The 15,359-nt window shown below is 62.1% G+C and carries 7 protein-coding genes and 1 pseudogene; 3 read left to right on the top strand and 5 right to left on the bottom strand.

What is annotated here, in order from left to right:
* Positions 1–2: 2 nt before the first annotated feature.
* Together hpnJ and hpnI are read right to left on the bottom strand one after the other, a co-directional pair.
* On the bottom strand, positions 3–1,424 hold the full coding sequence (gene hpnJ / locus HV744_RS23940) for a hopanoid biosynthesis associated radical SAM protein HpnJ (protein ID WP_175151869.1): 1,422 nt from the start codon (positions 1,422–1,424) through the stop codon (positions 3–5).
* Between the two features lie 84 nt (positions 1,425–1,508).
* Complete coding sequence (hpnI, locus tag HV744_RS23935) at positions 1,509–2,705, bottom strand: bacteriohopanetetrol glucosamine biosynthesis glycosyltransferase HpnI (protein ID WP_175151868.1); 1,197 nt, start codon at positions 2,703–2,705, stop codon at positions 1,509–1,511.
* Positions 2,706–3,123: 418 nt separating this feature from the next.
* On the opposite strand from hpnI, the pseudogene HV744_RS23930 reads away from it, so the two are divergent.
* From HV744_RS23930 to HV744_RS23920, 3 genes and pseudogenes are all read left to right on the top strand, one after another.
* Positions 3,124–3,421 (top strand): annotated as a pseudogene (locus HV744_RS23930) (hypothetical protein); the annotation flags it as partial.
* A gap of 588 nt (positions 3,422–4,009) precedes the next feature.
* On the top strand, positions 4,010–5,791 hold the full coding sequence (locus HV744_RS23925) for a Rieske (2Fe-2S) protein (protein WP_217469152.1): 1,782 nt from the start codon (positions 4,010–4,012) through the stop codon (positions 5,789–5,791).
* 355 nt (positions 5,792–6,146) lie between these two features.
* Positions 6,147–8,900, top strand: a complete 2,754-nt coding sequence (locus HV744_RS23920; RefSeq protein ID WP_175151866.1) for an MGH1-like glycoside hydrolase domain-containing protein — start codon at positions 6,147–6,149, stop codon at positions 8,898–8,900.
* A gap of 112 nt (positions 8,901–9,012) precedes the next feature.
* On the opposite strand, the gene HV744_RS23915 is transcribed toward HV744_RS23920, so the two are convergent.
* From HV744_RS23915 to HV744_RS23905, 3 genes are all read right to left on the bottom strand, one after another.
* Positions 9,013–10,440 carry an ATP-binding protein gene (locus tag HV744_RS23915; RefSeq protein WP_175151865.1) on the bottom strand — a complete coding sequence of 476 codons (1,428 nt, stop codon included), beginning with the start codon at positions 10,438–10,440 and terminating at the stop codon, positions 9,013–9,015.
* 75 nt (positions 10,441–10,515) lie between these two features.
* On the bottom strand, positions 10,516–11,916 hold the full coding sequence (locus tag HV744_RS23910) for an ATP-binding protein (protein ID WP_175151864.1): 1,401 nt from the start codon (positions 11,914–11,916) through the stop codon (positions 10,516–10,518).
* Positions 11,913–13,574, bottom strand: a complete 1,662-nt coding sequence (locus HV744_RS23905; protein WP_175151863.1) for an NAD(P)/FAD-dependent oxidoreductase — start codon at positions 13,572–13,574, stop codon at positions 11,913–11,915. Before HV744_RS23905 ends, HV744_RS23910 begins: the two co-directional genes overlap by 4 nt.
* Positions 13,575–15,359: the final 1,785 nt, after the last annotated feature.

Raw genomic sequence — 15,359 nt, 5'->3', positions numbered from 1 at the left:
AGTCACGCTCGGTGGGCGCGCAGGAAGTGGAAGAATTCGACGCCTTCACGCAGGCGCCGCTTCATCATGTCCCAGCTTGTCAGCATCTCGCGCAGAATCTCCCAGATTTTCGACGGGCGGAAATAGAAACGCTTGTAGAAGTTCTCGAGCTGGTGGTAGATCTCGTCACGCGACAGATGCGGATAGCCAATCGCCGCGAGCTGCACGCCCGCCTTGCTGACGAGGTTGATGACCTTGTTCTCTTCGAGCCAGCCGTTCTCGACTGCCTGGTCATAGAGCTTCGTGCCGGGATACGGCGCGGCGAGCGACACCTGGATCGTATGCGGGTTGATCTCTTGCGCATAGCTGATCGTCTTCTGGATCGTGTCCTGCGTCTCGCCGGGCAGACCGAGAATGAAGGTGCCGTGAATCTTGATGCCGAGCTTGCGGCAGTCCTCGCTGAAACGACGCGCGATGTCGGTGCGCAAACCCTTCTTGATGTTCAGCAGGATCTGGTCGTCGCCGGATTCGTAGCCTACCAGCAAGAGGCGCAGGCCGTTTTCCTTCATGATCTTCAGCGTCGAGTACGGCACGTTCGCCTTCGCGTTGCAGGACCACGTCACGCCCAACTTGCCGAGGCCACGCGCGATTTCCTCGACGCGCGGCTTAAAATCGGTGAAGGTGTCGTCGTCGAACATGATCTCCTTGACTTCAGGCATGTTGTCGCGAATCCACTTCACTTCTGCCAGCACGTTTTCGACCGTGCGCGTGCGGTAGCGATGGCCGCCCACCGTTTGCGGCCACAGGCAGAAGGTGCACTTCGAGCGGCAGCCGCGGCCCGTGTAAATGGACACGTACGGATGCTTCAGATAGCCGATGAAGTAGTTGTCAATCTTCAGATCGCGCTTGTATACCGGCGCGACGAATGGCAGTTCGTCCATGTCCTCGAGGATCGGCCGTGCTTCATTGTGCTCGATCGAACCGTCCGCGCCGCGATAGCTGAGGCCCTTGATCTGCGCGAACGGTTTGCCCGCGGCGATCTCCTGGCACGTGAAGTCGAATTCTTCACGGCACACGAAGTCGATCGCATCGCTGGCGGTCAGCGAATTGTGCGGATCGACCGCGACCTTCGCACCGACCATGCCGACTAGCAGCGACGGCTTGCGCTTCTTCAGGTCTTCGGCGAACAGCGCGTCGGTGGGGAAAGACGGCGTGCTGGTGTGGATGATCACCAGCTCGTAATGTTGGGCGATGTCGAGCGTGGCTTCGACGGACAGGCCGTCGGCGGGCGCGTCGAGAACGCGGCTATCCGCGATGAGTGCGGCGGGCTGCGCGAGCCACGTCGGATACCAGAACGAGCGGATTTCACGCCTGGCCTGATAGCGCGAGCCCGCGCCCCCATCGAAGCCATCGTACGACGGCGCCTGCAAGAACAGTGTTTTCATAATACCCAAGCTAGGTGTGTTGAAGTGGCTGATTGGCCAGCACGGATTGTGCGAAGCCAACGATATTGTTCGACGCGAGGAATTTCATCGATCGTCAGAGAAATCCAGGAACGTATTGTGTGGGCGGGCGACATGATTGCCCACCGGCATCCGCGCGCCCCGCCAGACGACATGGGAGCCGAACGCCGCACTGAGCCACTGCAATGCGAGCAACGTATCGCGCAACGGGACGAGCGGCAGGTCGCGCCAAAAGGTTCGCGAGTAACGGGCGCTACGTGCATGCAAAAGCGTACGGGCCGCAGCCCCTGCGACCATACTCACGGCAAGGCAATACCCAGTGAAAGGATGCGGGCCATTGCCGGCAAGACTCAGCCAGTGTGCGAGCAACATACCGGCAAGAAGCCACGGCGAAGTAAATGTCACGCCCAGGCCAGCGAAGCCAGACGGATTCAACGACCGGATTGTCCTCAGCCAACGCATTTCACGTTGCCACAACGTCGCGAAGTCTGGCTCGATTACGTCAGTGCTAACCATCACCGACGAGAGCACAGTATTCAAACCCAACGCGCGTGCGTGCTCCGCGAGCCAGTAATCGTCGGCGAGACAGTCTCTCAGCGCTGCAAAACCGCCGATTTCGTCGAGCGTCGTACGGCGCAAGGCGAGCGTCGCGCCAAAACCGAAGCGACGTGAGCCGGTCGAATGCGCTACCCGCACCGATGGAGCGAACCACTCGTTGATGAACAACGCTCCAATCCGAGGCCAAAAACCACCTACACTCTGCGCTCGATAGAGACAAGTCACGACTCCGACGTCCGGATCAGCGAGCGGCGCGGTTACCCGTTCAAGATAGTCTGTCTCCACGGCGATATCGCTATCTGCCAACACAACAACGCCGTACCGCGCCCGTTCCGCCATGTTGATCAGATTGCTGACTTTCAGGTTGCTGCCATGCACCCTTGGGTCGATCACGAGTTCGATATCAGATCGGGGATAGTTTGACTGCAAACGCCGTACGACTGGAATTGCAGGGTCGTTCGGCGAGGAAACACCGAATATCAATTGAAAGCACGGGTGGGCCTGTTCGCAGAATGTGGCCAGGTTTTCGTACAGACGTGGTTCACTTCCGCATAGCGGCTTAAGAACGCTTATGCAGGCTCGGCCGGAGGGTTGGCGACCGGCACGCCTGTCAAAAAATGGCATTGCAAAGGTGGCGACTACAGCATATGTCATTGCCACACAGCACAGGAGAACCAGCAGGAACTGCAAGAGTGAGAGAATCATTGCTGTCAACGCATATCAGCCCAAATGGACTGCCCGCAATGTGGCAGAGCACACCTCAACTGCGCCTTTTGAGGATGAGGTTCGCCCCTGCCTCTCTGCACCGACGATTCTGGATGATGCCTTGATTTCGAATGACTCTCGGAAAGCCAAAACGGTTGCGTACGCGTCGCTCAATTGCAATACCAACGAATGAATAGGAAAGACTATCCAGGCGAAGACAATCAGAGAACTACCAACCCGGACTCTCCGCTCAGGGGCACCGTTTGTTGCGAGCGCTGCCTGCATGAAATTGTATCTGAGAGCCAGAAAAATTTCCGACTCCGGCACTAAGCTATTGATCAGTCAGGCTAAGGAGAAAGTCACCACCACCCTATACGCGGCTAACGCGGTAGGGTGTTCTATTTTCTGGAATACCATCATGCAAGACGTCATGCTGGTTGGAATCGATCTGGGCAGGCATTCGTTTCACCTTCACGACGAGGATGGGCACGGCCAGCTCTTCGCTACGTTTCGTGGACGCCGAGGGCATCTGTGACGCATCGTCGCGCCCGTCGATGCGCTTCCTCACATCGAAGACCGAATCGCAATAAACGCTGTCAGCTCCGGAACGCTTTCACTCCCATTTCAAGTACCTTACCGAACAGATTGGCGAGATCGATAAGGAGATGGTTCGTCAGCTCGCGGACGACGAACTCGGTCAGCGCCTTGCTGGGCATTAATGGCGTGGCCCGATCACCGCTAGCGTGCTGGCCTCCCAGATGTCGCGTTGCGATGCTATCGGCGCAACATGTCCTCGTTCAACGCCGGGGGATTGTGTCCATATGCTAGTCAGAAGTTGTACTGCAGGTAGAACTGGCTCCTGAGACGAAGCCTTTTTACTGGTAGCAACCAGATGGCCCTGCTTTTTTTCGACTGTCCATTCGAAACCACCATAGTAGCTTCATGTTTCCCGACCTACCGGACGAACTGAGGCTGGAAAATGCCATCCGTGCGGTGGACCTGGAGTATGGGAAAGACCTGGTACATCGACGGCGAGGAGCCTGCACCCGCGCGGATATATTTGGGGCGCGAATCAGCTCTGTGCGTCCCCTGTGTTTGCTGACGATTGCAGACGATTCGCCTTTCAAAAATGATTGGTCACGCGCAGTGCGCTGGCTCATCAAGTGGACGGACATACCGGATGTGAAGAAATGGCGTGCATCCCGCCCCGCGCATTTCACGGTTTGCTTGAGAGTATGCTTATGTTGACAGGGGGCCGGGCGTACCGACGACGTCCGTGACGGGACCAATGCGGGGGAATGCGCATGGATACGCCGAACAACGAATTCGTGCTCGTGGCCAGCCTTGAAGAGCTGAAGGCGAAGGGGCGGCTCGTTGTGCAAGGTGGTCATCGTCCAATCCTCGTGATCTACGACCGCGGACGCGTCTTCGCCCTCGACAATCGTTGCCCACACATGGGCTTCCCGCTCGAGCGCGGCACTGTCGAGGACGGCATCCTGACCTGTCATTGGCACCACGCCCGCTTCGATCTGGAAAGCGGCTGCACCTTCGACCTCTGGGCGGACGATGTACCGAACTGCGCAGTCGAGGTGCGCAATGGCGACGTCTGGATGAGGACCACGTTCGACCATCCCGATCCCGCGGCGCACTGGCATAAGCGGCTTGCGGACGGCCTCGCGCACGATCTCGATCTGGTCATCGCCAAGGCCGTGCATGGCCAGCTAGCGGCCGACGTACCGGTGACCGATATCGTGCGGCAGGTGGCGCTGTTCGGGGCGCAGAACCGTGATGGTTGGGGCGTCGGTCTCACGATACTGACGACGCTGGCCAATCTCCTCGCCCTACTGCCAGAGGACGAAGCCTATCTTGCCCTGTTCCACGGCGCGCGCCGTGTGGCGGCAGACTGCGAGGCCGAGGCGCCGCGGCGGGAACGCGCGCCGCTTGGCAGCCGGCCGGAGCCAGCCACGCTCAAGCGTTGGCTGTGCCTTTGGACAAACGTGCGCCACCGCGAAGCGGCTGAGCGCACCCTATTGACGGCGATTGCAGCGGGTGTCTCACCAGCTATGCTCGCAGATGCCCTGCTTTCGGCCGGGACCGAACGGGCGTTCGCCGATGCTGGTCATTCGCTCGACTTCATCAACAAGGCGTTTGAGTGCCTCGACCTGATCGGCTGGCAGCACGCGTCAGCTTTGCTGCCTACAATCGTCGCTCAGATGGTGGCCGCCCGTGGCGCCGAGGAATCGACCGCCTGGCGCCAACCCGTTGATCTTGTCGCGCTCTGTGACGAATCAGCCAGCCAGATCTCGCAACTTTTTGCAGCCGGGCGCAGCGTGCAAGGCTGGTCGAACCATGCGGCGCTTGCCCGGGAACTGCTCGGAGACGATCCAGTGAAGATCATTGATGCGCTGAAGGCGGCAATCCGCGCAGGCGCCGCTCCTGCTGACCTGGGACAATCCCTCGCTTACGGAGCGGCGCTGCGCGTGGCGCGCTTCGGCAATGCCAACGAGCACGCCGACTGGGAGACAGCGCACCACGTCTTTACCCATGCCAACGCGGTCCACCAGATGCTCAGGCGGATCGGGACCGCGGGCATCGACGGCGATGTCACGGCCGTGCGCGGCATCATGCACGGAGCCATGGCGCTCTACCTTGCCCGTTATCTGAACGTGCCACCGGCCCGCATCCCGGGCGAGGGCGACGATCAGCTCGACGACCTTCCTGCCGATGAGGAGACGATCCGCATCGCCTTGCTCGACGCTTTCGACCGGCAGCGACAGGTTGATCTTGCGGCAAGGCTGGTGGCGCGCCATCTCACTCTCGGCCATCCGCCACAGGCGCTGATCGCAACGCTTGCGCTTGCGGTGCTGCGCGAAGATGCGGGCTTCCATGCCTATCAGATGCTGGAGGCCGGTGTCCGGCAGTTTGCTTCGTGGGGCAACACTGGCGAGGGTCGACATGTTCTCATTGCGGTTGTCCGCTATCTTGCGGCCCATTCACCGACTGAACGCGGGACGTTGCAAACGGCCGATATCGCCCGGCGCTTGATGCAGGGCGGCGAACTACATCAGGGAGCTGCAGCGTCGTGACGGCGCGTGAGCGCTCTGTCTCGGCCATGTGACCCGATGTCAGCAGGACAAGCATGCTCTGCCCTGCTTCCATCGATCGCCATGCGCCGCCTACGCGGTCAATTCCGGTGTGACTTCCGGCACCGCGGCCGGATCCCCATTGGTTGCAGGTTTTGATCGCTCCTGTCGACCCGGAGTACGGCGGATCGCCGCTGCAGCGCGATGGCGCTTATCATTAGGGTATCGTCTGGCCCCGGTTGCATCGAGAGGATCTTGAGTCCCTGGTGCGCGTCGCGCACACGACGCTCGTGATGGAAGCGGACGGACGTTCATGCACTTGACGTGCTGGATGGTCGATTTCGGGTTGGGAGGTTCCATGCCACCGCTACGCGCTATCAATCTTATCCAGTCGAAGGAAGGTGCCCGGCTCCATGGTCCGGATCTCGACCGATGGCGCCGCTGGGGACCTTATCTGAGCGAGCGGCAATGGGGCACTGTTCGCGAAGACTACAGCGAATGCGGCACTGCATGGGACTATTTTCCACACGATCATGCGCGCAGCCGCATGTACCGCTGGGGTGAGGACGGCATTGCCGGATTCGGCAACGACCCGCTCGACTGGTGCGTATCGCTCGCGCTCTGGAACGGGCACGATTCGATCCTCAAGGAACGGCTCTTCGGATTGACGAATGCCGAAGGCAATCACGGCGAGGACGTAAAGGAGCTTTACTTCTATCTCGACGGCACGCCGACACATTCGTACATGAAGATGCTGTACAAGTATCCTCACGACGCGTACCCGTACCAGGATCTGATCGACGAAAATCTGCGGCGCGGCGCCGATCAGCCCGAATATGAAATCCTCGATACGGGCGTGTTCGACGATAACCGCTACTTCGACGTGTGCGTCGAGTATGCGAAGCACACACCCGACGATATCGTGATGCGCGTTACCGTCGAAAACCGCGCGGATCAGCGCGCGGCGCTTCATGTGTTGCCGCAATTCTGGGCGCGCAACAGATGGGCGTGGTCGGGCAAGCCCGGCAAGCCGTCGCTCACGCTGGAGCCGAAGGCAGCGGAAGGCGCGCGCGTCGTCGCGCGCAATCCCGCGCTCGGCACGATGATCGTGTCGGCGTCGGCGCAACAGCCGATCGAGTGGCTCTTCTGCGAAAACGAAACGAACGTGCGCCGCATTTTCGGCTTCGAAGGAGCGGGGCCGTTCAAGGACGGCTTCAATGACTACCTCGTCGACGGCGACGAGCAGGCAATCCGGCGCGACAGGGGCACCCGCGCCGCTGCGCATGCGTACCTGCAGTTCGCGCCTCATGAGCGCTCGGTGCTGTATCTACGCTGGCGTCCCGATCCGGCTCCGGATGCCGTGTCGCTCAACATGAACGAGCTCTTTGCGCGGCGGCAAGCGGAGGCCGACGAATTTTATGCGGCGCTTCAGCACGACATCGCCGACGCCGATGCGCGACTCGTGCAGCGTCAGGCGCTCGCCGGCATGCTGTGGACAAAGCAGTACTACCAGTTCGACGTGACGCGCTGGCACGACGGCGACCCCGGCCAACCGAAGCCACCGAGAGCCCGCAGGCACGGCCGCAACGCGGACTGGCGGCACATGTGCAACGGTGACATCGTGTCGATGCCCGACAAGTGGGAGTACCCATGGTACGCGTCGTGGGACCTCGCATTTCATGCGGCCGCGTTCGCCATGATCGATCCCGACTTCGCGAAGAAGCAATTGCTGCTGCTCGTGAAGGAGCGCTACATGCATCCGAACGGGCAATTGCCCGCCTACGAGTGGGCGTTTGGCGATGCGAACCCGCCGGTTCATGCGTGGGCGACATGGCGTGTGTATGAACTCGACCGCGAGGTGACGGGCGTTGGCGATCATGAGTTTCTCGAAGTCATGTTCCACAAGCTGCTGCTCAATTTCTCGTGGTGGGTCAACCGCAAGGACGCCGATGACCGCAACATCTTTCAGGGTGGTTTTCTCGGGCTCGACAACGTGGGTATTTTCGACCGGTCTTCGCCATTACCGACCGGCGGCCGTATCGATCAGGCCGACGGCACGGCATGGATGGCCTCCTACGCGCTCGACCTGATGCAGATTGGCCTCGAACTGGCGATGACGAACAACGCGTACGTCGAAATCGCAGTGAAGTTCTTCGAGCACTTTCTGTATATCGCGGAAGCGGTCAGTTGCAGCGAAGGCTGCAGGACTGGGTTATGGGACGGACACGACGAATTCTTCTACGACGTACTGCACCTTCCGGACGGCACCCGTGTGCCGATGCGCATTCGTTCGATCGTCGGGCTGATTCCGCTGTTCGCCGTTCACGTGCTCGAGGAGCGGGTGTACGGCCATCTGCCGGGATTGCGCGAACGGCTGGTGTGGTTTCTCGATCATCGGCCGAATCTGGCAAAGCTGGTGTCGCGCTGGACCGAACCCGGCAAGGGCAACACCACGCTGCTGTCGTTGTTGCGTGGACATCGGATGACAGCGCTGCTGCGCCGCGCGCTCGATGAAAACGAGTTTCTCTCCGGGCACGGCGTGCGGGCGCTGTCCCGTGTGCATCGTGATGCACCGTACGTCTTCGACCATGATGGCGTGAGCTTATACATCAAGTACCTGCCTGCCGAATCCGACTCGCGTGTGTTCGGTGGCAATTCGAACTGGCGCGGGCCGGTCTGGATGCCGGTCAACTACCTGCTGATCGAGTCGCTGTATGAGTTCTATCGCTACTACGGCGATGAGTTTCGCGTCGAATATCCGACGGGATCGGGCGAGCGTTTTTCGCTGAGCGAGATTGCCGACGACCTCGCGCGGCGCGTCACCACGCTCTTTCTTAAAGATGCACAAGGCGTGCGGCCCGTGATGGCGGCCTATCCGATGCTGCAAGCCGACCCGCGTTCGCAGGATCTCGTGCTGTTCCATGAGTACTTTCACGGCGACAACGGACGCGGCGTCGGCGCTTCGCATCAGACCGGCTGGAGCGGGCTTGTCGCGCTGCTGCTCCAGCCGCGCCTGATGAAGCTGTCCCATGTGGCGTCTGATGCTGCGTCTGATGCAGCGTCGGCGCCCGCGCCAGTGGCCGAAGACACCGCACCGGTCATGGCGCGGTAGCGTTTCGGCTGCTGGAAGGATAAGGCCGGCGAGGAGAGCACGTGCAGGACGATCGAAAGGATATTGCGCGGATGGCAGCGACATCATCCGCCTGGGTCGGCAGTGGACTTCATCAATTCGGGCCGATTCTTCCGGTGACCGGCGTCGTGAGCACGCCCCCGAGCGGCAGCGTCACCCGGAACGTCGTCTGTCCGGGACGCGAATCGACCTGAATCGTTCCACCGTGCCGATGGACCACGATGCGGTATGCGATGTGCAACCCCAGACCCCGCGCATGACCATTGTTCGCCGGCTTCGACGTAAAGAAAGGCTCGAACAGGTGCGGCACGGCTTCTGGAGCAATCCCGGGGCCGTTGTCGCTGATCTCGACCACCGCGCAGTCCGTGCCCCGGCGCGTGCGGATCGTGAGCTCGCCCTGACCCTTCATCGCATCGATCGCGTTCTCGACGATCCGGGTCCACACCTGATTCAGCTCGCTGCCGTACACCTGCAATCGCGGCAGGCCGCGATCGTAGTTGCGGGTGACCGTTACGCCCCGCTTCAGTTCGTGAGCCATGACGATCAGCGTGTCTTCGATGCCGTCGTGCACGTCGACTTCCTGCTGCGGCGCCTGGTCCATATACGAATAGGCCTTCGTCGCCTTCACGATTTCGGCGATGCGCGCCGAGCCGCGCATCGCCTCCTGGATCAGCGAGTGCAGTTCCAGCACCTCGACGGTCCAGCGGATGCCCGCGTCGAACTGTTCGGCGTTCAGGCTGCTGGCGAGCCGCATGAGTTCGTCGACGCCGATCCCGTGCGCGACGAGGCAGGGCGCAGCCAGCCACGGCCTCGTCACGTGATGGGCACCCAGCCAGTCACCGAGTTGCGCTTCCGCTTCACTTTGCCGGAGCGAATTCGCGCCTGTCATGCCGGTTTGCGCCCCCCTGCTGCGGGCGAGGGTCTGCAGCGCATCGAGGGCATCGCGGGGCAGCGCGCTGCGGCCGAGCGCCAGTGACGCATCCTGCAGCGCATCGAGTCCGTCGGGCATGCAGTCGAGCGCGCGAATCACGGCCGAAACCGGATTGTTCATTTCGTGCGCGAGCCCGGCCGCGAGCTTGCCCAACGCGGCCAGCTTTTCGCGATTCTGTCCCGCGGCTTCGAGCGTGGTGAGCCAGTCGGCCATCACGCGCGCGACGGCCTGGTTGAACGGCCCGCTGGACATGAACAGTTCGCGGAACGCGGGCCCGGCAAGCCGGGCGACGCCGCAATCGGTCGCGGCCCTGAGCGTCGACGGGTAGGGAATCGCCGCAACGAGGCACGGCGTGCCGAAGACTTCAGGTGCACTGTAGCGCTCGCTGGGAAGGTGCCCCTCCGCGCGTCTCGTCGACGTGAGTTCGCCGTCGAGCAGGAGCAGCAGGCTGGTGCACATTTCGCCTTCGTCGATGAGCACCTGGCCGGCCTTGACGGCGGACTCGGCGAGGTGGTCGCGCAGCCATTGCAGACGCTCCCTCGTGAGCTCCGCGAACACGGGCATCATGCCCAGCTTCTCGAGGTCGATCATGGTTGGCCCCCTCCCCGGCGAAAACGCGCACCCGGAAGACGGGCGCCGCCGTCGCCCGGCCGCCTGGCTACAGGACTATCCGCTCGCCGGCGCTCGCGGCGCAAGTGGCAGGCGAACCTGAAACGTCGTGCGGCCCGGACGCGATTCGACGCGAATTTCTCCACCATGTCTTTGCACCACGGTCTGGTACGAGAGGTCGAGACCCAGCCCCGTGCCCTGACCCAGCGGTTTGGTGGTGAAAAACGGCTCGAACAGATGCGGCATTACTTCCGGTGCAATTCCGGGTCCGTTGTCGGTGATTTCGATCACGGCATCGTTCGCGTCGCGGCTCGTGCGGATGACGATCTCACCCTTGTCCTCCATCGCGTCGATGGCGTTGTCGATCAGGTTGGTCCATACCTGGTTGAGCTCGCTGCCATGCACCACGAGGTGCGGCAGGCTGCGGTCGTATTCCCTGCGCACGGTAACACCGTGCTTGAGCCGGTGGTGCATGATGGTAAGGGTATCGTCGATGCCGTCATGGAGATCGACCGCCTGCTGGGGAGCCTGGTCCATGTACGCGTAAGACTTCATCGCCTTGACAATCTCGGAGATGCGCACCGCGCCGCGCCTTGTTTCCTCGACCAGCGAGCGCAGTTCCAGCGTCGCTGCGAGCCACCGGATGCTCGCCACAAACTGTTCGTCGCTCAGGCAGCCCGCAATCGGCTCGAGGTCCGCGGGTGTGATCCCGATTCGCGCGAGGCAGGGGGCCATCAGCCATGGCTGCTCGACTCCGCGCTTGCCTAGCCACTCATGTAGGGCGTCTTCGGCCGCGCTCAGTTGCAACGCGTTTGCGGCGATGCCGCTGCTCTGACCTTTGCGCGCGCCCAGGCTGTCGAGGGCGCTCATCGCTTCGGAGGGAATGGCGCTGTGGCCGAGCGCGACCGCCGCATCCTTCAGTATCGCGAGGGTGGCGACCGCGCAGTCCGCCGTGCGCGCCACCGCCGCGGACGGATTGTTGAGCTCATGCGCGAGGCCGGCTGCGAGCGTGCCCAATGCGGCCAGTTTCTCCCGATTGCGCACGGTCGCCTCGAGGGAGGTGAGACGATCGAGGGTGCTACGGAAAATGACCCGGCTGAAAGTCTCGGAGGCCCGCAGCAGTTCCCGGAACGCGTGTTCTGGAAGCAGGGCCAGGTGGCTGTCAGTCGCGGCGGTCAGCGTGCCCGGAGAAGGCCTGCCCGCGAGCAGCGATGCGCCCCCAAAGAAGCTTGGCGCGACGAAACGGTTAGTGGGAATCTGCCTGGCAACGGATGACGTCGTAGCCAGGCACTCTCCTTCCAGCACGAGGAAAAAGACAGGCTTCGTTTCGCCCTCGCGAACGAGGACGTCGCCCGCTTTTACATGGATTTCCGTCAGGTGTTCGGCGAGCCACCGCAAACGTTCGTCCGACAGGTCCGTGAAGAGCGGCAGCGCGCGCAGTTTGTCAAAGTCGATCATAAGGTGGCCAGGTATTGATGCACCAGATGCACCGTGGTCGAGCCTTCGCCCACGGCTGCCGCGACCCGCTTGATCGAGCCGGCGCGCACGTCGCCCGCCGCGAAGATGCCGGGCACGCTCGTCTCCAGCAGGAAGGGGTCGCGAGCCAGTGGCCAGCCCGTCGGGCGCTTGCCGTCCGTGAGCAATGCGCGGCCGGTCACCACGAAGCCGTAGTCGTCGCGCTCGACGACATTGCTGAGCCATTCTGTGCAAGGCTCGGCACCGATGCAGACGAACAGTGCGCCGGCCGGGACAACCTCGAGCGCGCCGGAGTTGACATCGCGCAGCGTAATTTCCGACAGATGACCTTGCCCGTCGACGCTGGCCACCATGGTGTGAGGGAGCACACTGACGTTCGGCGTCTCGTCGATCTCATCGATCAGGTAGCGCGAGACGCCGGCACTGAGCGAAGCGCCACGGCACACGATCACCACCTTGCGCGCATACTTGCAGAGGAACATCGCGGCCTGGCCGGCCGAATTGCTCGCGCCGACCACATAGAGATCCTGATTCGCGCAACAGACGGCTTCGGTAATCGCCGCACCATAGTAGACACCCGCTCCGGTAAGGCGCTCCACGCCGGGTGCGTCCAGCTTCCGGTACGCCACGCCGCTCGCCACCACGAGCGCATGGCAGCTCACCTGCGAGCCGTCGGACAGGGTTACGAACTTGTACGGGCCTTCCACCCGCGTGCCGACCGCCCGTTGGGTCAGGATGATCTCGGCGCCGAAACGCCTCGCCTGGGTGAGCGCACGCCGCGACAACTCCGCGCCGCTCACCCCGGACGGGAACCCGAGGTAGTTCTCGATGCGGGAGGTGGTGCCCGCCTGTCCGCCCGGCGCTTCGTGCTCGATGATGGCCGACTTCAAGCCCTCCGACGCACCGTACACGGCAGCGGCCAGCCCCGCCGGTCCGCCTCCCACGATCAGCAGGTCGTAAAAGGGTGTGGTCGAATGGGTGACGAGCCCCACTTTGTCGGCGATCTGCGCAATCGTCGGGCGGCACAGCGTCGAGCCGTCCTCGAAAATCAGCACTGGAAGCTGACTCGCGGCGGCATCGAGCGAACTCAGCAATACGTCCGCCTCGCCACCGCTCGCCACGTCCAGCCATTTGTATGGAATATGGTTGCGCGCCATAAAATCGCGCAACTGGTGGCCTTGCGGCGACCAGCGATTGTCGATCAGGCGGATCCCCTTGAAGCTTGCGCGCCACGCGGCCTGCCAGGCCTCGAGCAGATCGTCGAGCACCGGGTAGAAGCTGAGTTCAGGCGGATGCCAGGGCTTCAGCAGGTAATAGTCGAGCCTTACCTTGTTGATCGCGCGGATCGCGACATCCGTGTCGGCGTACGCCGTCAGCAGCACCCGCTTCGCTTCGGGGAACAGCGCGATCGCCTGCTCGAGGAACTCGATACCGCTCATTTGCGGCATGCGCTGGTCGACCAGGAACAACGCAACCGGGCGGTTCTGCAACCGCAGCTGATGGGCCGCTTCGAGCGCTGCCTGCCCCGACCCGGCACGCACGATCTGATAGTGCTCGCCGTACCCGAGCCGCAAGTCGCGGGCGACCGCGTCGATCACTTCAGGGTCGTCGTCGACCGCGACGATGACGGGCTTGTCCATATCGTTTGCAGACTCGATGGAGGCACCGGCCAACGGACTGGACTGACCAGAATGCGGGATCGGCCAGGAAACGGACGATCTCATGCGGCCCGCCGCAGTGCCCGTGTAACTTTACAAGCCTGGCACGTTGGTTCGGGGTTGCCAGAGCGGTCTCTGCAGGCTGCTTGATGGCCTGCTTTGCGGCCGGCGTTCCCGCCCGGCATCTGCCCGCAACGCTCCATCTGCCAGTTGCACTATGGGTTGAAAACGCTCGCCTATACGATGATCAACCTGCGGCACTCCTGCCGCACCTGAACTCGCGCTCGTATCCACGTTCTCACCGGCGCCTTGACGTCGAGAATGCCGATTGGCAGCGGTTATTTTCGCGTCCAATGCCAAATCCCCGACGCTTTTGTCAGAGCAAAATGCGTGTGCGCGGCCGCGACCCGAGCGCAACAACTCGAAGGTCATCACAATTTGCAGGCACTGCCGCAACTACTGTGCACTCCAGCCCCGTCCGTATTCATCAAGGCCTACGGTGCAACCAGTCCCGCATCGGATGGGTGTCCAGCCAACGGAGTTGGCGGCGCCTACGATGTTCACGTCTGTAGTGCTCCGCCACCAGGATCACAGCCATGATCAGAACGATCACTCCCAGCATCACTCCCGAAATTGATTCGGCCATGGCTTCCTCCTCTGTCGAGTCGCAACCATGCTTACAGTTTAGGTGCTGCGTTCGCGAGACGGGTGCTCTATCTGTTCCTTTTTGCAGGTGCACTTGCCGCCTTTCGCCCCCCGAGACCGGGATGGATACGAAACGCCTGCCATTGGCATGCGCACATTTCTGTCCCTGCTCTTGCCCTGACTGTCGTACTCGCAAACGGGTGTGCTACGAGGGGTAGCAGCTCTAGCCGAACGGAGCCGCATGGGTAGGCGGCAGCGTGCGGAAGCTGGTTCACAAGGCGGTATGAGCGTTCATCGTCGCTGCTGTGTCCTCAGACGCACCCAGCAATGCGTTTCGTTCCTTCAGGCGTGCCGGCGAGCTAGTCGGGTTTCTTTAGCCCGCTCGGATTCTCCGGCCCTCCGCGCATGGTTCCCTGCTCGCTCGGCACGCCCGCACCTCGACCGCTACGGTCTTCGACCACTCGCCCCTGGGCAGTGGATGCGGAGCGCGGGGCGCGGACTGAGCCATCGCTCCGGCTATTTTGTTGCCCGGACTCTGCCGCGTCGCTTGTGCCAGCCCTGGAGTCCGCAACTGCGTTCTGTGCGGACACGGTAGCAAACGCAGTAATCAGCGCAGTGGCCGTCAGGCAGCTAGTAAGGCAATTCATCTGCGTCTCCTTCCCAAGGATCGTCCGCAAGCGGGACAGGCCGGCGTCGTATCCGCGAACAGCGGATCGAGCCCCTCATACTCACCGCCGTGGTTCAGATCGCGCAGACAACTGAAATGCCAGCCATCTGGCACTGCCTCGACGTCGAAGCTTTCGATAATTGAACCGCGGTGACCGCAGGGGCACTGCACATGGGTGATGGTGCGCGTCTTCAGGATCGACCCACAACGATGGACCCGAGATACGTTTCTCCGCAAATCTTGCGCCTGAAACAAGCAGCGCTTGCAACCGTTCCGGCACAGGCCGACAACGAGATGACGATCGTCCGTCCGCTAATGGATTGAAGCGAGGAAGTTGATCGTGAATATGAGTGCAGCCTGTTTGACAAGATGATCGTCAAACCGACCGGCATGGATGCGCTTGCAACACGGTGCTGTCTTCCGATGGCGAGGCCCGAGGTTGCGGAGGCCCCAGT

It is taken from the genome of Paraburkholderia ultramafica (assembly GCF_902859915.1).
Classification (GTDB): Bacteria; Pseudomonadota; Gammaproteobacteria; order Burkholderiales; family Burkholderiaceae; genus Paraburkholderia; species Paraburkholderia ultramafica.
Note: the sequence above shows the minus strand (reverse complement) of the source record. Positions and strands in the feature narration are given on the sequence as shown.